This is a genomic window from Streptomyces sp. NPDC057877 (genome assembly GCF_042796855.1).
Classification (GTDB): Bacteria; Actinomycetota; Actinomycetes; order Streptomycetales; family Streptomycetaceae; genus Streptomyces.
This window is the reverse complement of the sequence record NZ_JBHVMS010000001.1, coordinates 698,490-719,872: the sequence shown is the minus strand read 5'-3', so window position 1 is coordinate 719,872 and position 21,383 is coordinate 698,490. Positions and strand designations below refer to the sequence as shown.

The window sequence follows — 21,383 nt, the reverse complement described above, 5'->3', positions numbered from 1 at the left end:
TCGGAGCGGGGGGCCGTCCGCCCTCCGCTACGCCGCCTCCTCCACCTCCGGCGGCGGTCTCCGCTCGTTCAGCACCCTGCGTACCCACCCCTCCGTCAACCCGAGCCCGGCCGCAAGCTCCGGCACCGGCACCCCGTGGCGGTGTGCCGCCCGCAGGGCGGCGTTGCGGCGGGCCTGTATGCGCTCGACCGCCGCCCGGCTCGCCAGGGTCCGGTGCAGGATCACCGCCGTCCGCAGCAGCAGTCGGCCCGTCATGTCGTCCCAGCCGTGCGTCATCGAACCCCCTGTCGTCGTGCGGCACCGCTCACTCACCACGGTCGGTGCAGGACAGGACGCCCACAAGGGCGCGAAACGGGCGCACGGGCTCCCGTGCGCTCCCCGGCGGGGGCGGCCGGGTAGCGTTCCGCCCCATGAAGAGGGGACGGTCACGGGCGTACCTCACCAGCGGTGGGCCCACGTGGGCGCAGCGGCGGGCGGTGGACCGGCAGACGGGGTTCAGCAGGTCACAGCAGGCCGCACGCGCACCGCTGGTCGCGATCATGGGGCAGCTCGCCGCGGCCGTGGAGCGGCGTGACTGGCGTGCCGCGCGGAGCGCCCGCTCGGCGGCCTGGGCCGAGGTCGACAAGCTCGCCGACTATCTGACCCGGGAGGAGCGCGGGCAGCTGGGTGCGTACAAGCGGCGCATCCTGGTGGGCGAGGCACGGGACCGTCGTGGCGGCCCGGTCACCGGTGCCTGAGCGGGGTCAGCTGCTGGATGTCGTAGCGCCTGCGCAGTTCCTCGATCGCCGCGTGGTCCGGCGGGCCCCCGTCGCCGAGGATCTCCAACAGCTCCTCGAAGTAGCGCTCGTGGTCCGGTGGGGGAGAGGACTGGAAGAACATCTTCGCGGGGGTGTCGAGCGGATTCGCGAACGCGTGCGGGCACCCCGGGGGTACGACGATGACCGTGCCCGGCGTCGCCCGTACCACCCGGTTGCCCGAAGTCGACTCCCACCGCTGCCAGTTGTCGGGGGTACGGACGCGCGGCTCGAAGGCGAGCACGTCCAGCTCACCCTCCAGCACGTAGAACAACTCCTCACTGCGGGTGTGCACATGGGCGCCCACGTCGAAGCCCGGCGGCACCACCACCTCGAAGGTGGACGCCATCCGCGAGTGCGAGCCGGTCACCTTGAAGGTGACATGCTGGGCGGGTGTACGGACCACCCGCCCATGGCCGGGCGGCACCAGCAGCCCCTCCGTCGCCGTCATCGGGCGCTCACCAGGTCACGGGCAGGGCCTCGGGCCCACGGATCAACGCGCCCTTCTTGAAGGGCACGTCGGCCGGGTCCACCGCGAGACGCAGATCCGGGATCCGGTCCAGCAGGGCGTCGACCAGCAGCTCCGACTCCATCCGCGCCAGCATGCCGCCGGGGCAGTAGTGCGGGCCGAAGCCGAACGCCACGTGCGGGTTGGGGCCGCGTGCGAAGTCGATCGTCTCCGGGTCGGGGAAGACGTCCGGGTCGCGGTTGGCGGCCAGGTAGGAGACGTAGATCGCGTCGCCCGTGCGGATCAGATGGCCGTGGATCTCCACGTCCTCCATGGCGATCCGGGAGAGCCCGACGGCGTTGCGGTGCGGGATGAAGCGCAGCAGTTCGTCGACGGCCTGGGACCGGATCTCCGGCTCGGCGCGCAGCCGTTCGGCCAGCTCGGGCCGGGTGAGCAGGAGGTAGAACATCTGCCCGCTGTTGTTGGTGACCGCCTCCCCGCCGATCTGCAGGAGCACCGCGAGCCCCACCGCCTCCTGGAGCGTCACCTCCCCGCGGCCCACCGCGGCGCCGAGCAGTGAGGCGACGTCCTCGCCCGTGCTGCCCTCGCGCAGGCCGATGAGATCGGCGAAGTACGCGCCCATCTCGTCCTTGGCCTGCTCGCTGACCTGCGCCCCGTTGGAGGAGGACAGGATCAGCTGGGTCCAGGTGTGCATGTCGTGCCGGTCGGCGGCGGGCACGCCCATCAGCTCGCAGATCACGGCGATGGGGAAGGGGCTCAGCACGGCCGCGGTGAGATCGGCGGGCGGGCCGTCCTGGAGGAGTTCGTCGACGAGTTCGGCGAGCAGCTCCCGCGACTGGTCCCGGATCCGCTCCACGCCCCGGGCGGTGAACGCGGACGCCACCGAGCGGCGCAGCCGGGTGTGGTCGGGCGGGTCGAGGAAGCCGACCGCGCCCCGGGACGGGATGAAGTGCGGGGCGAGCCGGGTGACCTGCCGGTCCATGACGGCCGCGCGGCTGAACCGGGGGTCGTTGGTCACCATCCGCACGTCGTCGTAGCGGGTGACCAGCCAGGCCCAGCCCTCCCCGTTCGGCAGCTGGATCCGGGTGACCGGCCCGTCGTCCATCAGCTCCCGCAGGACGGGGTCGTAGTCCGTGCCGCTCAGATCGAGGGCGGGCCACTGCCGGACCGGCGGCGCGAACCGCAGAATCGTTTCTTCACTCATATCGGGACTCATGTCGGGCCTTCGCGTCCGTGGAGTGCCAGCGGCCCAGGGCCATCTCGGCGGTGATGCCGGGACCGAACCCGGCGAGCAGTCCGCGCGCCCGCTCCTCGACGCCGCCCTCGTCGAACAGCCGCCGCAGCGCGTCCAGGACGACGGCGCTGGCGATGTTGCCGTACTCGGTGAGGGTGGCCCGGCTGAACCGGAAGGCGTGCGGGTCGACCTGGAGGAACTTGCTGAGGTCGTCGAGTATTCGGGGACCGCCCGCGTGGATGATGTAGAAGTCCAGGTCGGAGGCGTCCCAGCCATGGAGCCCGGAGAGTTCCTGGAGCGCCGGTGCGAGCGGCTCCATCGTGCCGGGAACCCGCTTGTCCAGCAGGAAGTGGAAGCCGGTCGCGCGGACGTCGTACGAGATCCAGTCCTCGGTCTTGGGGATCAGGTACGAGCCGTTGCGCTCCAGCCGTACCCCCGTGCCGCCCTGGCCGCGCACCACGGCCGCGGCGATCCCGTCGCCGAACAGCCCGTTGGACAGCAGCGAGCCCACGCCGACGTCGGTGGGCTGGTAGCACAGCGAGCAGAACTCGCAGGCCACGATGAGCACGTTGGCCTCCGGGTAGGCCGTGCAGAAGTCGTGCGCCCGGTTGATCGCGGCGCCGCCCGCCGCGCAGCCCAGCTGGGCGATGGGGAGCTGGCGGGTGTTGCTGTCGAAGTCCATCTCGTTGATCAGCCAGGCCGTGAGCGAGGGCATCATGAAGCCCGTGCACGACACGTAGATGATCAGGTCGACATCGCGGGTGAGCAGTTCCGCGTCGTCCAGGGCCCGCTGCACGACCGCCGGGACACGGGCCTTGGCCTCGGCCTCGTAGAGCTTGTTGCGGTCCTCGAAGCCGGGGTGCTTCAGGGTCTCCTCGATGGGCTGCACGATGTGCCGGGTACGCACTCCGGTGTTCGATATCAGCCTCAGGACGAGCGGGAGTTGGGGGTGGTCGGCGTGGCGGGAGCGCGCCAGGTCCAGCGTCTCCTCCATCGTGATCACGTGCTCTGGAACGGACACCGAGGGTCTGCACAAAGTCGCCATGAACCGTGCCTGCTTTCGCCGAAGGTGGTTCACCTCAAAGGTGCTTCACCCACGATCACCCGCATCGGCGGCGATCTCGCGCGGGACTACTCCGTCTCGGGGACGGCACCGTGTCACGCTGGCTGGATGGACGCCCCCAGGGGGCGCGGGGAACCGCGCGAGCAACCCGCCACGACCCGCACCCGGCACCAGTGAGCAACCCCGACGGCGCTCACCCGCTGCTGTGAGCGATGCACGCCACGTCGATCCGATCGGCCAGCTTCGCCAGCTCGATCGTCAACGCGGCCACGGTGTCCTCGTCCAGGCCCTCCTCACCGGACTCGACGAGGTGCAGCCAGCGCCCGCCCACCGTGCGGAGCAATTTGCTCACGTCGGCCGCGGACACCTGCAAGGTACCGCGGTCGTCGACGATCAGAGGCAGAGTCACTTCGCGGTTCACAAAGACGATCGTAGTCGCGGAAGGCTCACGCTCCGTGCCATACGGTGGTGATGTTGCAGAACTCGCGGATTCCGTGCCCGGACAGCTCACGCCCGTACCCCGACCGCTTGACCCCGCCGAACGGGAACGCCGGGTGGGAGGCGGTCATCCCGTTGACGTACACGCCCCCGGCCTCCAGGTCCCGTACGAACCGGTCGACCTCGGCCTCCTCGCGGGTCCAGACGTTGGAACTGAGCCCGAACAGCGTGTCGTTGGCGATCAGCACGGCCTCGTCGAGGTCGCCCGCGCGGTACAGCGTGGCGACCGGGCCGAAGGCCTCCTCGCGGTGCACGCGCATCTCGCGCCCGATCCCGGCCAGCACGGTCGGCGGGTAGTACCAGCCGGGCCGGTCGGGGCGCTCCCCGCCGCACAGCACACTCGCGCCGCCGCGTACGGCGTCGTCCACCAGCTCCTCCAGATCGGCCCGGCCGCGCTCGCTGGACAGCGGCCCGATCTCGGTGTCCTCGTCCAGCGGGTCGCCCATCACCAGCGCGCGCATGCCCTCGGTGAAGCGCTCGGCGAAGGCGTCGTACACCTCGGTGTGCACGATGAACCGCTTGGCGGCGATGCACGACTGCCCCGCGTTCTGGCAGCGCGCGTTCACCGCGACCTCGGCGGCCCGGTCGAGGTCGGCGGACGGCATCACGATGAAGGGGTCGCTGCCGCCCAGCTCCAGCACCGTCTTCTTGATCATTTCCCCGGCGGTGGCGGCGACCGCGCGGCCCGCGGGCTCGCTGCCGGTGAGGGTGGCCGCCTTGACGCGCTCGTCGCGCAGGATGTCGTCGACCGCGCCGGAGCCGACGAGCAGGGTCTGGAAGGTGCCCTCGGTGAAGCCCGCCCGGTGGAACAGGTCCTCCAGGTACAGGGCGGTCTGCGGGACGTTCGAGGCGTGCTTGAGCAGACCGACGTTCCCCGCCATCAGCGCGGGCGCGGCGAACCGGATCACCTGCCACAGCGGGAAGTTCCACGGCATCACCGCCAGCACCGGGCCGACGGGCCGGTAGCGCACCAGGGCGCGGCTGGCGCCGGAGTCGCGCACATCGGCGTCGGCGGGCTCCTCGTCGGCCAGCAGCCGCGCGGCGTGGTCGGCGTACCAGCGCATCGCCTTGGCGCACTTGGCGGCCTCCGCGCGGGCCTGCTTGACCGGTTTGCCCATCTCGGTGGTGATGACCCGGGCGATGTCCCGCTGGTCCTCGTCGAGGAGATCGGCGGCCCGGCGCATCAGCGCGGCCCGCTCGTCGAACCCGGTCGTCCGGTAGGTGCGGAACGTGGCCTCGGCGAGCTGGAGCCTGCGCTCGATCTCCTCCTCGCCCATGGCCTGGTACGTCTTGACTGTCTCGCCGTTCGCCGGGTTCACCGTCGCGATGGACATGGCTGGACCTCCTGGGAGCGCTGTGCTTCGACCTTCGCGTGCGACGCCGGGCCCCGCAACGTCTCAGGCCGAGTGCTCCGCCAGCCGGTCGAGAAACGCGGTCTGGGCCTTGACGATCACGTTCCTGGCGTCGGGGAGGGTGAACCAGCGCACCCGGTCCAGCTCGGGGAACTCCCGCGTCCGCCCGGAGCGCGGCGGCCACTCCATGGTGAACGTGCCCGGGACGACCGTCGCCGGATCGAGGTCCGCCCGCACGGCCCACACCGTGACCAGCTTCCCGCCGGACTGCCGGACCTCGCCCAGCGGTACGGCCTCCCCGTCGGGCGGGGGCAGACCCAGCTCCTCGGTGAACTCGCGGCGGGCCGCGTCCCAGGCGGGCTCGTCCGGTTCGTACTCGCCCTTCGGGACCGTCCACGCCCCGGCGTCGCGGCGGGCGTGGAACGGGCCGCCCATGTGGCCGAGCAGTACCTCCAGGCCGTCGTCGGCGCCCCGGAACAGCAGCAGCCCCGCGCTCCGCCTCACCGCAGCGCCTCCGGGTGCGCGGCGAGCAAGGTCGCGACGGTGTCGGCGTCCTCGGGGCGCTTGTCCTCGCGGTAGCGCAGGACGCGGGCGAAGCGCAGGGTGACCCCGGCCGGGTAGCGGGTGGAGCGCTGCAGACCGTCGTAGGCGATCTCCACGACGAGGTCGGGGCGTACGGTCACCACCTGGCCGTCGGTGTCGACGGCCAGCTCCTTCAGGCGCTCGGTCTGCCAGCTGAGCAGCTCGTCGGTCAGGCCCTTGAACGTCTTGCCGAGCATGGCGAAGGAGCCGTCGGCGGCGCGGGCGCCCAGGTGCAGGTTGGAGAGCTTGCCGGTGCGGCGGCCGTGGCCCCACTCGGCGGCCAGGACGACCAGGTCGAGGGTGTGCACGGGCTTGACCTTCAGCCAGGACGCGCCACGGCGGCCCGCGCTGTAGGGGGCGTCGAGGGCCTTGACGACGACGCCCTCGTGGCCGCGCTCCAGGGTCGCGGCGAGGAACTCCTCGGCGGCGGCCAGGCCCGGCGCCCCCGACACGACCGTCCGCCGCACCCGCATCGGCTCCGGGACCAGCCGGGCCAGCTCCGCGTGCCGCTCGGTCAGCGGCAGGTCCAGCAGTTCGCGGCCGTCGACGGACAGGGCGTCGAAGAACACGGGGGAGACCGGGACGGCGCGGGCGGCCGTGGCCACGTCCACGCGGGAGCCGACGCGCCCCGCGGTCTCCTGGAACGAGCGGGGTCTGCCGTCCGCGTCGAACGCGATGACCTCGCCGTCCAGGATGAACCGCTCGCCCGCCAGGCCCAGCGCGGCCGAGGTCACCTCGGGCAGGCGGTCGGTGATGTCGTCCAGGGTGCGGGTGTACAGCCGTACGTCGTCGCCGTCGCGGTGCACCTGGACGCGGATGCCGTCGAGCTTCTCCTCGACCGCGCAGCCGCCCAGCTTGCCGACCGCCTCCGCCACCGAGGACGCGCTGTGCGCCAGCATCGGCAGCACCGGGCGGCCCACGGTGAGCCGGAACGCCGCCAGCGCCGCCGGGCCGTCCGCGAGCAGCGCCCGCGCCACGTGCTGGAGCGAGCCCGCCAGCATCACCGCCCGCCGTACGTCCGCGGGCGGCGCGCCGGTCGCCTGCGCCAGCCCCTCCACGGCCACCGCGTCCAGCGCGCCCTGCCGCACCTCACCGGTGATCAGCCCGACGAGGAACCGCTGCTCCTCCTCGGTGGCCCGGCCCATCAGCTCCCCGGTCAGCCGGACCCGCTCGGCCTGCGCACCGGTGCCGGAGACCGCGCCGATCGCGCTGAGCCGCTCGTCCACCTCGCGCACGGTCAGACTCGGCTCCTCGGCCGGTGCCACCCGTCGGCTCAGCACCTTCCACCCGAGCCCCAGCCGCCCCTGCGGCAGCCGCCCCGCCAGATACGGGATCACCACCGGCACGTCCTCCGCCTCCGCGTCCCGGAACAACTCCGCGAGCAGGGCCGTCTTCCGGGACCGCGCGGAGGTCGCGGCGACCTCCCGGGACACTTGGGCGAGCCGGGTGAGCAGCATGGAGCCAGAGTGCACCGGCGGGGCGGCTTCCACACCTGGGTGGCGGGCTTTCCGGGGTGCGTATCCGGCGGGCACGCGGCGTCTTCCGCCTGGCGTGCGGGCCGCGAGCCGCTGGGTGGGGGGATCGGGCGGGCGCATGCCGTCGCGGTCGTGGCCTCCGTACCCGCACGGTGGGCGTCTTCCGGGACCGGTCTCCGGCAGATCCCCGGTCACCCGCCACCGGGCGGCCGGGGTCCCGCCCAGCACGCCCTACCCCTCCAGCGCCGCGTCCAAGTCGGACATCAGCAGGTCCCCGTTGATCGTCGCCCCGGCCCGGTACCCGCCGCTCGCCGCGTTCACCACCTGCTCGGCGAAGCCCATCGCGTTGCCCGCCGCCCACACCCCCGGCACGGTGGTCTGCCCCGTCGGGTCGACCACCGGGTACGCGCCGAACGGCGTCTCGGTCAGCTCGGCGCCCAGTTCCGCGAGGAGCCCGGTGCGCGGTACGGCACGCGGCGCGACGAACAGGACCGACCGCTCGTGCACCGCGCCGTCCGCGAGGCGTACGCCGGTCAGCCGGTCGCCGCTCACCTCCAGGCCCGCGACCTCGCCGGGCACCACCTTCACCCCGGCCGCGGCCAGGCGGCGCAGGTCGTCGTCCGGCAGGGACTCCTCGGCGATCCCGTGCAGGAACAGCGTCACGTCCTTGGACCACTGCGACACCATCAGCGCCTGGTGCACGGGCATCACGCTGCCCGCCAGCACCCCGAAGGCCTGGTCGCGGACCTCCCAGCCGTGGCAGTACGGGCAGTGCAGCACATCGCGGCCGAACCGCTCGGCGACACCGGGCACGTCCGGCAGCTCGTCCCGCAGACCGGTGGTCACCACCAGCCGCCGCGCCAGCACGCGACGCCCGCTCGCCAGCCGTACGGCGAAGTCGCCGTCCCGGGTGACGCCGACCGCCTCGTCCCGGACCAGTTCGACGCCGTACCGCGCGATCTCCTCGCGGCCCACGGCCAGGAACTCGGCCGGGGGCATGCCGTCCCGCGACAGATAGCCCTGCATGTGGGCGGCGGGCGCGTTGCGGGGCTCGCCCGCGTCGACGACCAGGGTGCGGCGCCGGGCGCGGCCCAGGACGAGGGCGGCGGACAGGCCCGCCGTGCCGCCGCCGACCACCACGACTTCGTACCGGTCCGTCATGTCGTTCCTCTCGGTCATGAGTGACCACCTCCACGCACACGGTCGCCCGGCCGACGCTTGATTGACAAACCTCTTTGCCGAACTTGCAATAAGAGCATGAGTACCGAAGAAGTCCTGGCAGGCGTGGGCCCACGGCTGCGCCAGTTGCGCAAGGAACGGGACGTGACGCTCACCGCCCTGTCCGAGACCACCGGCATCTCGGTGAGCACGCTCTCCCGGCTGGAGTCCGGGCTGCGCAGGCCCAGCCTGGAGCTGCTGCTGCCGATCGCGCAGGCGCACGGGGTGGCGCTGGACGAGCTGGTGGGCGCCCCGCCGGTGCGCGACCCCCGGGTGCGGGCCGAACCGATCTCCCGCTACGGCCGCACCCACTGGCCCCTCACCCGCCAGCCCGGCGGACTCCAGGCCTTCAAGGTGCTGGAGCCCCAGCAGGAGCGGGAGGTCGAGCTGCGCACCCACGAGGGCTACGAGTGGCTGTACGTGCTGTCCGGGAGGCTGCGGCTGGTGCTGGGCGAGCACGACATCGTGCTCACGGCGGGGGAGGCCGCCGAGTTCGACACCCGGGTGCCGCACTGGTTCGGGTCCACGGGGGAGGGGCCCGCCGAGTTCCTGAGCCTCTTCGGGCCGCAGGGGGAGCGGATGCACGTGCGGGCGCGGCCCAAGCAGCGCGGCGACCTCGGGCAGGAGGACTGACGTCACCTGTTCCCAGGGCGTCAAGCAACCGCTTAGTATGCGGAGCGAACCCCGGTCAGACGAAGCAGTCCCCCGTGGAGGCCCCGCATGCAGGCATGGCAAGTGCACCAGAACGGCGAGCCCAGTGAGGTGATGCGCCTGGCGGAAGTGGCGCCGCCCGCTCCGGGCGAGGGCCAGGTCCTGCTGAAGGTGCGCGCCGCGAGCGTGAACTTCCCCGACGCGCTGATGTGCCGCGGGCTCTACCAGGTCCGGCCGCCGATGCCGTTCGCCCCCGGCATGGAGATCTGCGGTGAGACCGCGGACGGACGCCGCGTGATCGGCAACCCCGTGCTGCCCTACGGCGGCTTCGCCGAGTACGCCGTCGCGAACGCCGCCGGGCTGCTGCCCGCCCCCGACGCCCTGGACGACGCGGAGGCGTCCGCCCTGCACATCGCCTACCAGACCGGCTGGTTCGCCCTGCACCAGCGGGCCCGCCTCGAACCCGGCGAGACCCTGCTCGTGCACGCCGCGGCGGGCGGCGTCGGCAGCGCGGCCGTCCAGCTCGGCAAGGCGGCCGGGGCCACCGTCATCGGTGTGGTGGGCGGTGCCGAGAAGGCGGCCGTCGCCCGTGAGCTGGGCTGTGACCTGGTGGTCGACCGGCGCGCCGAGGACGTCATCGCCACCGTGAAGGAGGCCACCGGCGGGCGGGGCGCCGATGTGGTCTTCGATCCCGTGGGCGGTGAGGCGTACACCCAGTCGACGAAGGTCGTCGCCTTCGAGGGCCGGATCGTGATCATCGGCTTCGCCAGCGGCACCATCCCCAGCCCCGGCCTCAACCACGCGCTGGTGAAGAACTACTCGATCGTCGGCCTGCACTGGGGTCTGTACAACACCAAGAACCCCAAGCTCGTCCAGCACTGCCACGAGCAGCTCACCGAACTGGCCGCCCGTGGCGCCATCAAGCCGCTGGTGAGCGAGCGGGTGCCGCTGAGCGGGGCCGCGACCGCCGTGCAGAAGGTGGCGGACGGTGTGACCACCGGCCGGATCGCCGTGGTGATGGAGGCGACCGCATGACCGACGCAGCCGAACTGCGCCGCCGCGCCCAGGAGTTCCTGGCCGCGCACCCGCCCGCCACTACCGACCGGCTGGACTTCCTGCGGGCCCGCTTCGACGCCGGGCTCGCCTGGGTGCACTTCCCCGAGGGCCTCGGCGGACTCGGCGCCCCGCGCACCCTCCAGGCCGTCGTGGACGCCGAGCTGGAAGCCGCGGGCGCCCCCGACAACGACCCCCGGCGGATCGGCATCGGCCTCGGCATGGCCGCGCCGACGATCCTGCACTACGGCACCGAGGAGCAGAAGCGCACCTATCTGCGCCCGCTGTGGACGGGTGAGGAGGTCTGGTGCCAGCTGTTCAGCGAGCCCGGCGCCGGATCCGACCTCGCCGCGCTCGGCACCCGTGCCGTCCGGGAGGGCGACGACTGGGTGGTCAACGGGCAGAAGGTGTGGACGTCCAGCGCCCATGTCGCCCGCTGGGCCATCCTCATCGCCCGTACCGACCCGGACGTGCCCAAGCACCGCGGCATCACCTACTTCCTGTGCGACATGACCGACCCCGGCGTGGAGGTCCGGCCACTGCGGCAGATCACCGGCGAGGCGGAGTTCAACGAGGTCTTCCTCACCGACGTCCGCATCCCCGACTCCCGGCGGCTCGGTGACGTGGGCGACGGGTGGCGGGTCGCGCAGACCACGCTCAACAACGAACGCGTCGCCATCGGCGGCATGCGGCTGCCCCGCGAGGGCGGCATGATCGGCCCCATCGCCCGGGCCTGGCGCGACCGCCCCGAGCTGCGCACCCACGACCTGCACCAGCGGCTGCTGAAGGTGTGGGTCGACGCCGAGGTGGCACGGCTCGCCGGCGAACGCCTGCGCCAGCAGCTCGCCGCGGGCCACCCCGGACCCGAGGGCGCCGGGATGAAGCTCGGCTTCGCCCGCCTCGCCCAGGAGATCAGCGGCCTGGAGGTGGAACTGCGCGGCGAAGAGGGCCTGTTGTACGACGACTGGACCATGCGGCGCCCGGAACTGGTGGACTTCACCGGCCGCGACGCCGGGTACCGCTATCTGCGCGCCAAGGGCAACAGCATCGAGGGCGGGACCAGCGAGGTCCTGCTGAACATCGTCGCCGAGCGCGTCCTCGGGCTGCCCGCCGAGCCGCGCACCGACAAGGACGTCGCCTGGAAGGACCTGGCCCGATGAGCGCACAGCCCGACCTGCTCTACAGCGAGGAGGAAGAGGCCCTCCGCGCCGCCGTCCGCGATCTGCTCGCCGACCACTGCGACGCGGCCGGGGTGCTCGCCCGCGCCGAGTCGGACACCCCGCACGACCCCGAGGCGTGGAAGGCGCTCACCGACGGCATGGGCCTCGCCGGTCTGCTGGTGCCCGAGGACCTGGGTGGTCAGGGCGCCACCCACCGGGAAGCCGCCGTCGTCCTGGAGGAACTGGGCCGCGCGGTCGCCCCCGTGCCCTACCTCACCAGCGCCGTCGTCGCCACCGAGGCCCTGCTCGCCTGCGCGGACGGCGGTGACCTCCTGACCGAGCTGGCCACCGGCCGCCGTATCGGCGCCCTCGCCGTCGGGCTGCACCTCGGTCCGGGCGGCGACCGGAAGACCGTACGCGTCGAGGACGGCGCCCTGCGCGGGGAGTTGACCGGCATCGCGGACGCGGCCGTCGCCGATGTGCTGCTGGTGCCCGCGGACGACGGCGGGCTGTACGCCGTGGACGCCGACGCCGTGACCGTCACCCCGCAGGTGTCCCTGGACCTGACCCGGCCGCTGGCCACGGTCACCCTCGACGGCGCGCCCGGGCGCCGGGTGGGCGACGCGGAGCCCGCCGTGCGCCGCGCCCTGCGGGCCGGGGCCGGACTGCTGGCCGCCGAGCAGCTCGGGGTCGCCGAGTGGGCGCTGACCGAGACCGTGCGCTATCTGAAGGACCGTAAGCAGTTCAACCGGCCCGTCGGCGGATTCCAGGCGCTCAAGCACCGGCTCGCCCGGCTGTGGCTGGAGGTCGTCAACCTCCGCGCCGCCGCCCGCAACGCCGCCGACGCGCTGGCCACCGGCGAGGACACCGACGTGGCGGTGGCCGTCGCCCAGGCCTACGCGGCGCCGGTCGCCGTGCACGCCGCCGAGGAGGCGGTGCAGTTGCACGGCGGCATCGGGATGACCTGGGAGCACCCGGCGCACCTGTACCTGAAGCGGGCCAAGGCCGACTCGATCGCGTACGGCACGGCGGGCGCCCACCGCGCGGCCGTCGGTGAACTGGTCGGTCTGCCGACTCCCTGACGGCCGAAGGCCACCGGGGAAAGCCCGTCCCACCTGGGGCGGGCTTTCCCGTGTGCCCCGAGTGACAGGGGTGAACTGACGGCGGCGGTCCGGCCAACTCCTGGCATGTACAGGTTCTTTGGGCGCTGATCGGCCCCATACTCTCTGCGTCCCAGTCCCGCACCTCCCGGGAGGCAGAGCATGGCCCTCACCACCCGCCGCAGAGCCCTCACCACCCTCGGCGCCGCCCTCGCGGGCACCGTCGCGCTGCCCGCCACCCAGGCGCTCGCGGGCGAGAACGAGCACCGCCCGCGCCCGCTGTGGCGCGCCCACGCCCACAACGACTACGAGCATCCGCGCCCCCTCCTCGACGCCCTCGACCACCGCTTCGGCAGCGTCGAGGCCGACATCTTCCTCGTCGACGGCCAACTCCTGGTCGCCCACGACCCCGAGGACCTCGACCCGGCCCGCACCCTGGAGTCCCTCTACCTCGACCCGCTCGCCGCCCGCGTCCGGGCCGGGCACGGCTGGGTCTACCGCGGCCACCACCGGCCCCTCCAGCTCCTCATCGACCTCAAGACCGAGGGCTCGGCCACCTACCTCGAACTCGACCGCCGACTGCGGCGCTACAAGCACCTGTTCACCACCTACGCCCACGGACGTGTCCGCACCGGCCCCGTCACCGCCGTCATCTCCGGCGACCGCGCCGCCCGCGTCCCGATGGAGGCGCAGACCGTGCGCCGGGCCTTCTACGACGGCCGCCTCGCCGACCTCGGCGGTCCCGCGCCCGCCTCGTTCATCTCGCTGATCAGCGACAACTGGACCAACCACTTCACCTGGCGGGGCGCGGGCGAGTTCCCGGCCGCCGAGCGGCAGAAGCTGCACGCCATCACCCAGGCGGCGCACGCGCGGGGCCAGCAGGTGCGGTTCTGGGCGACCCCGGACCTCCCGGGTCCCGAGCGCGACGCGCTGTGGACGGAACTGGTCGCCGCCGACGTGGACTACCTCAACACCGACGACCTGGCGGGCCTGGAGGCCTTCCTGGACGCCCGCCGGACCGCGTAAAGGATCCACGGCAAGACCACACGATCGGAGGACAGGTCAGCCGCCCGGACGAACCCTCCGCTACGCCACACTTGCGGCCGAACGCCGTGAACCGGACGTGCGGCGTGGCGGAGGAGGGTGACGATGGCGATTTCCATCTCTGTGGTGCTGCTGCTCTCGGTCCTGGCGGTGATCTTCCTGCGGAACGGCGGACTGAAGTTCTCGCACGCCCTGGTCTGCCTGCTCCTGGGGTTCTATCTGGCGGGCACCAGCATCGCCCCCACCATCAGCAGCGGCCTCACGGCGACCGCCGACATCGTCAGCAGTCTCCGGCCGTGAGGCCGCGGCCCGCCCGGGTCAGGACGTGGAGTACACCCCGATGCCGTTCGGCACCGGGCGCTCCGCGCCGCCGGAGGGATGGTTGCGCACGGTGACGTAGGGCGCCCCCGGCTCCCGGGAGACCAGCGCCGACGAACCGCCGCCGTCCAGGCTGAACGCGTCCACCGACCCCAGCCGCCGCATGACGTCCGCCAGTTCCGCGACCGTCAGACCGGTGCGGTACTCGGGCGCGCCGTCCACGGCGACCAGCAGCAGCCGACGCCCGCCGTCGGAGATCCCGGCCGCGGTGCGCACGGCCGAGGCGCCGTGGCTCAGACCCGGCAGCGGCCGACCGTCCGTCAGGACCGGGTAGCCGCCGATGGCGAACCGGTACGGCACCGCGCTCCGGGTCGGCACCAGCCGGTGCCCCACCCGCACGGGCTCGCCCGGCGACAGCTTCCGCAACTCCCGCGCGCCCGCCTCCCGGCCGACGAGGACCGTCGTCCCGGGCTCGATGGGCCCACTGCCCGGGGTGTCGGCGGTCGAGACGACCCGGCCCTGGCGGACCGTCACCTCATGGGTGTCCGCGCTGCACGGCGCCCCGCGGTCGGTGTCCGTGCCGCAGGTGGCCCGCACCCGGGAGGCGCTGCCCCACCGCGGGGTGAACGCGCCGACCGAACCCTCCGGCAGCGCGTACTGGTTGAGCCCGCCCAGCGGCAGCGCCCCCTCGGCCGTGCGCACCGTCCCCGCCAGGGTCAGCCGGTCCAGCCGGGCCCGCCGGTCGACGCCCACTCCGAGGACGTCCCGGGCGCTGGCGCCGGGCGGCAGCGCCGGGCCGAAGCGCTGCGCGTCGGGCACCGAGGCCTTCAGCGTCCGCCCGGACGCGATGGCCGGTCCCGCGCTCGCGCCGGTCGCCTCCACACCCGGGTGCTGCGCCTCGGTGATGTTGAAGAAGTCGCCGTTGACGCCCGCGACGGCACCCGAGGCGTCCGCCATCGACGACACCGTCCCGCGCGCGGCCACCGTGCCCGGGTACAGCAGGTCGAGCCGCACCCGCGGGTCGCTCACGTCGACGCTCAGCACATGCACCCGCGTCGGACCGGCGTCCGCCGCGATGTCAGCCTCCTCGTACCGGACACCCGGCGCCACCTGGGTGCCGTCGGCCGCGGCGGTGGCCGGGGCGGCGCCCACCAGCGCCGTCCCGGCCAGCGCGCCGAGGGTGGTGAGTAAAGCCAGCAGTCTGCCGCCCGCCACAGTCCCCCCTGAGGGTCCGTCAACTGTCCTGTCCACAGGAAGCAGTGGAGCAGACGGCGGTGGACCGCGGGGAGCCTACGCGCCGATGGCACCGAAACGGGAGGCGACGACCCCCGGCTCAGCGGTCCACGTCGGCGTCCCGCCCCTCGGTGTCCGCCCCGGGCCGTGGCGTACCGTCCTTCGCCAGCCGGTCGGCGAGTTCGTCGCGGACCAGCAGACGGCGGTCGAGCCCGTCGGTGCGGTAGGCGGTGCGGCCGATGATCTGGCTGGTCACCGGGGCGGTGAGCATCTGGAACACGGCGACCAGCACCAGCACGGGCGCGTGCCGCCACGGCAGTTGCGCCGCCGCGCCGAGCAGGACGAGCAGCAGCCCGAGCGTCTGGGCCTTCGCGGCGGCGTGCAGTCTGCTCCCGGTGTCCGGGAAGCGCAGCAGCCCCACCGCGCCCAGCAGACAGAAGACGGCACCGGCCGGGAACAGCACCGCCGTCACCACGTCCCGCACCACGGTCACCGCATGCCCTCCCGCTTCTCCACCAGATGAGCCGCCGTCACCGAGCCGATGAACGCCAGCAGGGTGAGCACGACCAGCGCGGGCACCGGCGTGGTGTCCGCGCGCAGCACCATGCCGACCGCCGTCCCCGCGATGACCAGCGTCACGACCACGTCCAGCGCCATGATCCGGTCCAGCGCGCTCGGGCCGCGCACCAGCCGCACTAGCGTCAGCAGCAGGGCCGTCGACAGCAGGCCGAGGGTGACGGTGTGGAGCAGGGTCATGGCGGGTTCCCTCCGGGTTCGTCGGGGTGGCGTTCCGTGAGTGGCTGGCCCATGGCCCGCGCGACCGTGCGCTCCACCGACCGGGCCTCCGCCCTGCGGGCCTCCACGTCGTGCGCGTCGCGGACCGGCAGGGCGTGCACGTACAGCCGCCGCCGTCGCCGGTCGATCTCCATCACCAGCGCCCCCGGGGCCATCGTCGTGACCTCCGCGACGGCCGTGATCAGCAGATCGCTGTCGGCCCGCAGCGGCACCTCCACGATCGCGGCGGCGGTCCGGGGCCCGTGCCGCACGGCCTGCCAGGCCACCACGGCGCCCGACCCCACCAGATCCGCGAGGAGCCGCACCAGCAGCCGCACGGTGGCCCACGGCCGCGGCACCCGCCCCGGCACCGGCGGCAACGGGAACGCCGCGACCACCACGAGGGCGACCAGCGCGCCACCGACGAGGACCAGCGGCCCCAGCGACCCCCACAGCAGGATCCACAGCACCCACAGCCAGCCCACCATCGGCAACTGCCGCACCACCCGGCGGGCCCCCCGCCCCCGGCTCATCGCTCCCCCTCGCCGAGCACCACGGACCGGTACGCCTGCGGACGCAGCAGATCCTGCGCCGCCCGCTCACCCAGCCGCGCCAACGGCCCCGCGCAGACCGTCACCGCCAGCCCCGCCGCCGTCACCCCGGCCGCCGCGACCAGCATCAGCCGCGCCCCGCGCAGCGGCACCGCCGCCCCACGCGCCGGACGCGGCGGCTTCATGAAGCCCGCCGTCCACACCCGGGTCATGGCGTACAGGGTCAGCGCGCTGGTGAGCACGGCCGCCCCGGCCAGCGTGTACGCCACGGCCCCGCCGTGCCCGACGCCCGCCCGCAACAGCGCCAGCTTGGCCACGAACCCGGAGAACGGCGGAATCCCGGACAGGCTCATCGCCGGAAGCGCGAACAGTACGGCCACCAGAGCGCCCGGCGTGGGCCGCCGCGCCATCCGGGACAGGGCCGCCGTGTCGGCGCGGCGCACCATCAGGTCCGCCACCAGGAACAGCGCCGCCTGGGCGACGATGTGGTGGACGACGTACAGGATGGTGCCGGTCAGGCCGCCGACGTCGAACAGCGCCAGCCCGAACAGCATGAAGCCGATGTGGCTGACGAGGGTGAAGGACAGCAGCCGGTTGATGTCGTCCTGCGCGAGGGCGCCCAGGATGCCGACCACCATGGTGGCGACCGCCACCCAGGCCAGGGGCGTCCACAGCCCGTCCCGGGGGAACAGCAGCGTCTCGGTGCGCAGCACGGCGTACACCCCGACCTTCGTCAGCAGTGCCGCGAACACCGCGGTGATCGGCGCGGGCGCGGTGGGGTAGCTGTCGGGGAGCCAGAAGTGCAGCGGCACCAGCGCCGCCTTGATGCCGAGCACGGTCAGCGTCAGCAGGGCGAGCGCGCCCCGCAGCCCGTCGGGCAGCTCCGCCAGCCGCGGGCCGAGCTGCGCCAGGGTGACCGTGCCGGTGGCCGCGTACACCAGCGCGATCAGCGTGATGAACAGCAGCGAGGAGGTCAGGCTGACGATGGTGTACGTCATGCCCGCGCGGGTGCGGTTGCGCCCCGCGTCCAGGGTGATCAGCACGTACGACGCCGCCAGCATCGCCTCGAAGGCGACGAACAGGTTGAACAGGTCGCCGGAGAGGTAGGCCAGGCTGACGCCCGCGACGAGCACCAGGTAGGCGGGGTGGAACACGCGCGCCGAGCGCTGGCGGCGCTCCGCGGTGCCCTCGCCCACGGCGAAGCCCAGCACCGCCAGCGACACCAGCGCGGACACCGTCAGCAGCAGCGCGGAGAGCCGGTCCGCGACCAGGGTGATGCCCAGCGGCGCGGGCCAGCCGCCCATGTGGACGGCCTGCGGTCCGTCGCGGTCGGCCAGCACCAGCAGCGCCATCGCGTCGGCCAGCACCACCGCGAGCACCGCGCCGCCGAGGCCCCGCACCGCCGTACGGCTCAGCCCGAGCAGCGACACCCCGGCGCCGAGCAGCGGCAGCAGCACCGGCAGCGCCAGCATCGTCGGCGTCATCGGTCACCCTCCGGGGCGCGGCCGTCCCGGTCACCGCGCCCGGCGCGCTCCGCGAACGTGCCGATACGCCGGTCCTCCACGTCGTCGCGCACCTCGTCGTTGCCCCACAGCCGCCAGGAGCGGTACGCGAGCGCCGTCAGGAACGCGGTCAGGGCGAAGGTGATCACGATCGAGGTCAGCGCCATCGCCTGCGGCAGCGGATCGGCGAACCGCGAGGGATCCGCCGCCTCGCCGTCCGTCACCGGGGGCCGCCCCGGGGTGCCGCCCGCGACCAGCAGCAGCAGGTTGGTGCCATGGCCGAGGACGATGAACCCCAGGACGATCCGCATCAGCGAGCGTTGCAGCATCAGATAGAACCCGACGGCGAACAGGCCGCCGACCACGACGGACAGCGTGATGTCGATGGTGTTCACACGGCGGCCCCCTTCTGCTGCCGCGCGGGGGCCCGGCCGAGCGACACACCCGCCGCCGACAGCAGCTTGAGGGTGACCCCGACGACGACCAGGTAGACACCGATGTCGAAGAAGAGACTGGTCGCGAACTTCACCGTGCCCAGCAGCGGCGGATGGAGCGTCACCACCGTGCTCTCCAGCGGCGCGCCGCCGACGAGCGGCGGGAACAGCCCGACGGCGGACGCGATCAGCAGCCCCGTGCCCGCGACCACCCCGGACGGCGCCCGTACGGCGGCGCCCAGATCGGCCCGGCCGCCCACCAGATAGCGCAGCACGAACGCCTGACCCGCCACCAGACCGGCCGAGAAGCCGCCGCCCGGGTGGTAGTGCCCGGAGAACAGCAGGAACAGGGAGAGCACCAGGATCGACGGGAACAGCAGCCGCGTGACCACCTCAAGGAGCACGGAACGCTCACCGCCGGGCCGCTCGTGCGCCCCGGGCAGCCAGGTCCCGGCGGGCTCGTCCCAGCGCGCGGTGGGGAACGCCTCGCGCCGCTCCTCGCCGGGCGTCCTCGCGCGCCCCCTGCCGGGCACCCGGACCAGGCTGACCACCCCGACCGCCGCCACCAGCAGCACCGAGATCTCGCCCAGGGTGTCCAGGGCGCGGAAGTCCACGACGATCGCGTTGACCACGTTGTCGGCGCCCGCCTCCCCCGACCGGCGCACCTGTTCCCCGGAGACCGCGGGCGCCCTGCGGGCCGCGGACGCCGCCAGGGCGAAGCAGATGACGAACACCCCGACCGAACAGGCCGCGACCGCGCGCAGCAGCCGCGCCCGGGTGACCGTCCGGCCGGGGCTGAACCGCGACGGCATCCGCCGCAGCACCAGCACCACCACGACCAGCGTCATGGTCTCCACCAGCAACTGGGTGAGCGCCAGGTCCGGCGCGCCGCGCACCAGGAAGATCCCGGCCACCCCGTAGCCCACGGCGCCCGCCAGCAGGATGCCGGTCAGCCGGTGCCGGGCGGCCACCACCGCCCCGGCCGCCGTCAGCACCAGCACCGCGAGCACCGGCTCCACCGGCGACCACCACGCCGACGGCGACCCGAGCGGCGGCGCCGCCGCGGCCAGCGCCACGCCGGGCACGACGACCACCGTCGCCAGCAGCACCGTCAGATAGACCGGCAGCGAGCCGACCTGGAGCCGCCCGGTGACCACGACCGCCAGCCGGTCCAGGCCCGCCACCGCCCGGTCGAACACGCCCTGCGCGTCGGGCAGCCGGGGCAACCGCGCCCCGGAGCCGTACGGCAGCCGCCGCAGACAGACGTGCAGCAGCGCACCCAGCAGCAGGGCCAGCGCCGACAGACCCAGCACCGGCGTGAACCCGTGCCACAGCGACAGCGCGTACGATCCGTCAGAACCGGCCGGGAACACGTCCGCGTACGCCTCCGCCACGGCCGCCGTCCCCCCGTACCAGACGCCGAGGACGACACCGGCCCCCGACAGCACGGCCACCGGAGCGAGGAACCCCGGCTGCGGTCGCTCCGCCTCCTCGACGACCCCCGCCGGAGGCCCACCGAAGGCGCCCCGCAGGAACCGCGCGCTATAGGCCACGGTCAGCGCGAAGCCCACGACCAGCGCGGCCGTCACCCACCCGGCGCCCGTGACATGGAGGAACGCCTCGACGGCGGCCTCGTGCCCCAGATAGCCCACCAGCGGCGGCAGCCCCGCCATCGACGCCGCCGCGAGCACGGCCACCGCGCACAGCACCGGCATACGACGGCCCAGACCCGACAGTTCGCGCACGTCCCGCGTGCCCGTGCGGCGGTCCACGATGCCCACCGTCAGGAACAGCGCCGACTTGAACGCGGCGTGCGCCATCAGCATCACCGTCCCGGCGATCGCCGCGGTACGCGTCCCCGCGCCCAGCAGGGCGGTCAGCAGGCCCAGTTCACTGATCGTGCCGTAGGCGAGGAGCAGCTTCAGATCGAGCGCGCGCAACGCCCGCCACGCCGCCAGCACCATGGTCGTCAGGCCCACCCCGAGCACCATCGGCCGCCACGGGCCCACCTCGGCCAGCGCGGGCGCGAGCCGGGCCACCAGATAGACCCCCGCCTTCACCATCGCCGCCGCGTGCAGATAGGCGCTCACCGGCGTCGGCGCCACCATCGCCGCGGGCAGCCAGCCGTGCAGCGGCAACTGCGCCGACTTGGCGAACGCGCCCACCAGTACGAGCACCACGGCCGCGGTGACCAGGCCGCCCCGGGGCGGATCGGCGACGATCGCGGAGATCCGCTGCGTCCCGGCGGCCTGCGCCAGCAGCACGAAGCCGAGCAGCATCAGCAGGCCCCCGGCCGTCGTCACCAGCAGCGCCTGCCGGGCCGCCCGGCGCTCCTCGGCCGACTCCCCCCGCCCGGCGATGAGCAGGAAGGACACCACCGTGGTCAGTTCCCAGAAGACGTAGAGCACGAAGAGGCCGTCGGCCAGCACCAGCCCCGCCATCACCCCGGCGAACAGGAGCAGCAGGGCCGCCAACTGTCCCGCGTCCCGCTGGACGTAGTAGCGGCAGTACAACAGCACCAGGGCGCCGACCCCGGCCACGATCCACAGCATCAGCAGGGACAGGGCGTCCAGGCGCAGGTCGACGGTCAGCCCGAGCGACGGCGCCCAGGCCAGCGACTCGGTGTACACGGCGCCGTCCAGCACCCGCGCCGCCCGCGCGCTCGCCCACCCCACGACGGCCAGCGGCACCAGCGCGGCCACCGCCCACACGGCCCGGCCCAGCCGCCACCGCCCCCAGTGGACCGCCCCCGCGACCACGGCATGGGCGGCGAGCAGGAACAGCACGGCAACACCAACCCCTCCGCGGCGACCCGCTCCGTCCCTGCCCGGCCTTCGCGGGGGATCTACCACCCTCGACGCGGCCGGGTGCCCGGCGC

The 21,383-nt window shown here is 73.7% G+C and carries 23 protein-coding genes; 7 read left to right on the top strand and 16 right to left on the bottom strand.

The window, feature by feature from the left end:
• Window positions 1–27: 27 nt before the first annotated feature.
• Window positions 28–276, bottom strand: a complete 249-nt coding sequence (locus ACFVQG_RS03090; protein ID WP_383376163.1) for a hypothetical protein — start codon at window positions 274–276, stop codon at window positions 28–30.
• 134 nt (window positions 277–410) lie between these two features.
• Between ACFVQG_RS03090 and ACFVQG_RS03085 the strand changes: the two genes are divergently transcribed.
• Complete coding sequence (locus ACFVQG_RS03085) at window positions 411–737, top strand: hypothetical protein (protein WP_383376161.1); 327 nt, start codon at window positions 411–413, stop codon at window positions 735–737.
• Here the strand turns inward: ACFVQG_RS03085 and ACFVQG_RS03080 are convergent.
• From ACFVQG_RS03080 to ACFVQG_RS03045, 8 genes are all read right to left on the bottom strand, one after another.
• Window positions 724–1,245 carry a cupin domain-containing protein gene (locus tag ACFVQG_RS03080; RefSeq protein WP_383376159.1) on the bottom strand — a complete coding sequence of 174 codons (522 nt, stop codon included), beginning with the start codon at window positions 1,243–1,245 and terminating at the stop codon, window positions 724–726. The two genes, ACFVQG_RS03085 and ACFVQG_RS03080, sit on opposite strands and share 14 nt — an antisense overlap.
• Window positions 1,246–1,252: 7 nt before the next feature.
• Window positions 1,253–2,467, bottom strand: coding sequence for a cytochrome P450 (locus ACFVQG_RS03075; RefSeq protein ID WP_383376157.1), 1,215 nt, complete (start codon window positions 2,465–2,467; stop codon window positions 1,253–1,255).
• Entirely contained in the window at window positions 2,460–3,575 is a 1,116-nt protein-coding gene (locus ACFVQG_RS03070; RefSeq protein ID WP_383376155.1) for a type III polyketide synthase, read from the bottom strand. Before ACFVQG_RS03070 ends, ACFVQG_RS03075 begins: the two co-directional genes overlap by 8 nt.
• Before the next feature lie 178 nt (window positions 3,576–3,753).
• A complete protein-coding gene (locus tag ACFVQG_RS03065; RefSeq protein ID WP_383376153.1) occupies window positions 3,754–3,981 on the bottom strand; it encodes a DUF6213 family protein in 228 nt (75 codons plus the stop codon).
• Window positions 3,982–4,006: 25 nt separating this feature from the next.
• A complete protein-coding gene (locus ACFVQG_RS03060) occupies window positions 4,007–5,392 on the bottom strand; it encodes an NADP-dependent succinic semialdehyde dehydrogenase (protein ID WP_383376151.1) in 1,386 nt (461 codons plus the stop codon).
• Between the two features lie 63 nt (window positions 5,393–5,455).
• Window positions 5,456–5,914, bottom strand: a complete 459-nt coding sequence (locus tag ACFVQG_RS03055; protein WP_383376149.1) for an NUDIX domain-containing protein — start codon at window positions 5,912–5,914, stop codon at window positions 5,456–5,458.
• Window positions 5,911–7,449 (bottom strand): ATP-dependent DNA ligase, encoded by a 1,539-nt coding sequence (locus ACFVQG_RS03050; protein ID WP_383376147.1) that lies wholly within the window; start codon window positions 7,447–7,449, stop codon window positions 5,911–5,913. Before ACFVQG_RS03050 ends, ACFVQG_RS03055 begins: the two co-directional genes overlap by 4 nt.
• 249 nt (window positions 7,450–7,698) lie before the next feature.
• A complete protein-coding gene (locus ACFVQG_RS03045) occupies window positions 7,699–8,628 on the bottom strand; it encodes an NAD(P)/FAD-dependent oxidoreductase (protein ID WP_383376522.1) in 930 nt (309 codons plus the stop codon).
• A gap of 96 nt (window positions 8,629–8,724) precedes the next feature.
• Here ACFVQG_RS03045 and ACFVQG_RS03040 point away from each other — a divergent pair, with 96 nt between their 5' ends.
• The 6 genes from ACFVQG_RS03040 to ACFVQG_RS03015 all read left to right on the top strand — a co-directional run bounded on the left by ACFVQG_RS03040 (window position 8,725) and on the right by ACFVQG_RS03015 (window position 13,993).
• Window positions 8,725–9,318, top strand: a complete 594-nt coding sequence (locus ACFVQG_RS03040) for a helix-turn-helix domain-containing protein (protein ID WP_383376145.1) — start codon at window positions 8,725–8,727, stop codon at window positions 9,316–9,318.
• An 87-nt stretch (window positions 9,319–9,405) separates the two neighbouring features.
• Window positions 9,406–10,371, top strand: a complete 966-nt coding sequence (locus ACFVQG_RS03035) for an NADPH:quinone oxidoreductase family protein (RefSeq protein ID WP_383376143.1) — start codon at window positions 9,406–9,408, stop codon at window positions 10,369–10,371.
• Window positions 10,368–11,549, top strand: a complete 1,182-nt coding sequence (locus tag ACFVQG_RS03030) for an acyl-CoA dehydrogenase family protein (protein WP_383376141.1) — start codon at window positions 10,368–10,370, stop codon at window positions 11,547–11,549. Before ACFVQG_RS03035 ends, ACFVQG_RS03030 begins: the two co-directional genes overlap by 4 nt.
• Window positions 11,546–12,631, top strand: coding sequence for an acyl-CoA dehydrogenase family protein (locus ACFVQG_RS03025; protein WP_383376140.1), 1,086 nt, complete (start codon window positions 11,546–11,548; stop codon window positions 12,629–12,631). Before ACFVQG_RS03030 ends, ACFVQG_RS03025 begins: the two co-directional genes overlap by 4 nt.
• Window positions 12,632–12,811: 180 nt before the next feature.
• Window positions 12,812–13,675 (top strand): phosphatidylinositol-specific phospholipase C/glycerophosphodiester phosphodiesterase family protein, encoded by an 864-nt coding sequence (locus ACFVQG_RS03020; protein WP_383376138.1) that lies wholly within the window; start codon window positions 12,812–12,814, stop codon window positions 13,673–13,675.
• Window positions 13,676–13,798: 123 nt separating this feature from the next.
• The gene (locus tag ACFVQG_RS03015; protein WP_383376135.1) at window positions 13,799–13,993 is read left to right on the top strand and encodes a hypothetical protein; all 195 of its coding nucleotides are present in this window, start codon (window positions 13,799–13,801) and stop codon (window positions 13,991–13,993) included.
• An 18-nt stretch (window positions 13,994–14,011) separates the two neighbouring features.
• Here the strand turns inward: ACFVQG_RS03015 and ACFVQG_RS03010 are convergent, their stop codons facing one another.
• The 7 genes from ACFVQG_RS03010 to ACFVQG_RS02980 all read right to left on the bottom strand — a co-directional run bounded on the left by ACFVQG_RS03010 (window position 14,012) and on the right by ACFVQG_RS02980 (window position 21,291).
• Entirely contained in the window at window positions 14,012–15,226 is a 1,215-nt protein-coding gene (locus ACFVQG_RS03010) for a phosphodiester glycosidase family protein (RefSeq protein ID WP_383376133.1), read from the bottom strand.
• Window positions 15,227–15,344: 118 nt separating this feature from the next.
• Entirely contained in the window at window positions 15,345–15,737 is a 393-nt protein-coding gene (mnhG, locus tag ACFVQG_RS03005; RefSeq protein WP_383376131.1) for a monovalent cation/H(+) antiporter subunit G, read from the bottom strand.
• Entirely contained in the window at window positions 15,734–16,000 is a 267-nt protein-coding gene (locus ACFVQG_RS03000) for a monovalent cation/H+ antiporter complex subunit F (RefSeq protein WP_383376129.1), read from the bottom strand. Before ACFVQG_RS03000 ends, mnhG begins: the two co-directional genes overlap by 4 nt.
• Window positions 15,997–16,551: a Na+/H+ antiporter subunit E gene (locus tag ACFVQG_RS02995; protein WP_383376127.1), complete on the bottom strand. Its 555-nt coding sequence runs from the start codon at window positions 16,549–16,551 to the stop codon at window positions 15,997–15,999. Before ACFVQG_RS02995 ends, ACFVQG_RS03000 begins: the two co-directional genes overlap by 4 nt.
• A complete protein-coding gene (locus ACFVQG_RS02990; RefSeq protein WP_383376124.1) occupies window positions 16,548–18,053 on the bottom strand; it encodes a Na+/H+ antiporter subunit D in 1,506 nt (501 codons plus the stop codon). The genes ACFVQG_RS02995 and ACFVQG_RS02990 overlap by 4 nt, the downstream gene beginning before the upstream one ends.
• Entirely contained in the window at window positions 18,050–18,466 is a 417-nt protein-coding gene (locus ACFVQG_RS02985; protein ID WP_383376122.1) for a Na(+)/H(+) antiporter subunit C, read from the bottom strand. Before ACFVQG_RS02985 ends, ACFVQG_RS02990 begins: the two co-directional genes overlap by 4 nt.
• Window positions 18,463–21,291, bottom strand: coding sequence for a Na+/H+ antiporter subunit A (locus ACFVQG_RS02980; protein WP_383376120.1), 2,829 nt, complete (start codon window positions 21,289–21,291; stop codon window positions 18,463–18,465). The genes ACFVQG_RS02985 and ACFVQG_RS02980 overlap by 4 nt, the downstream gene beginning before the upstream one ends.
• Between the last annotated feature and the right edge of the window lie 92 nt (window positions 21,292–21,383).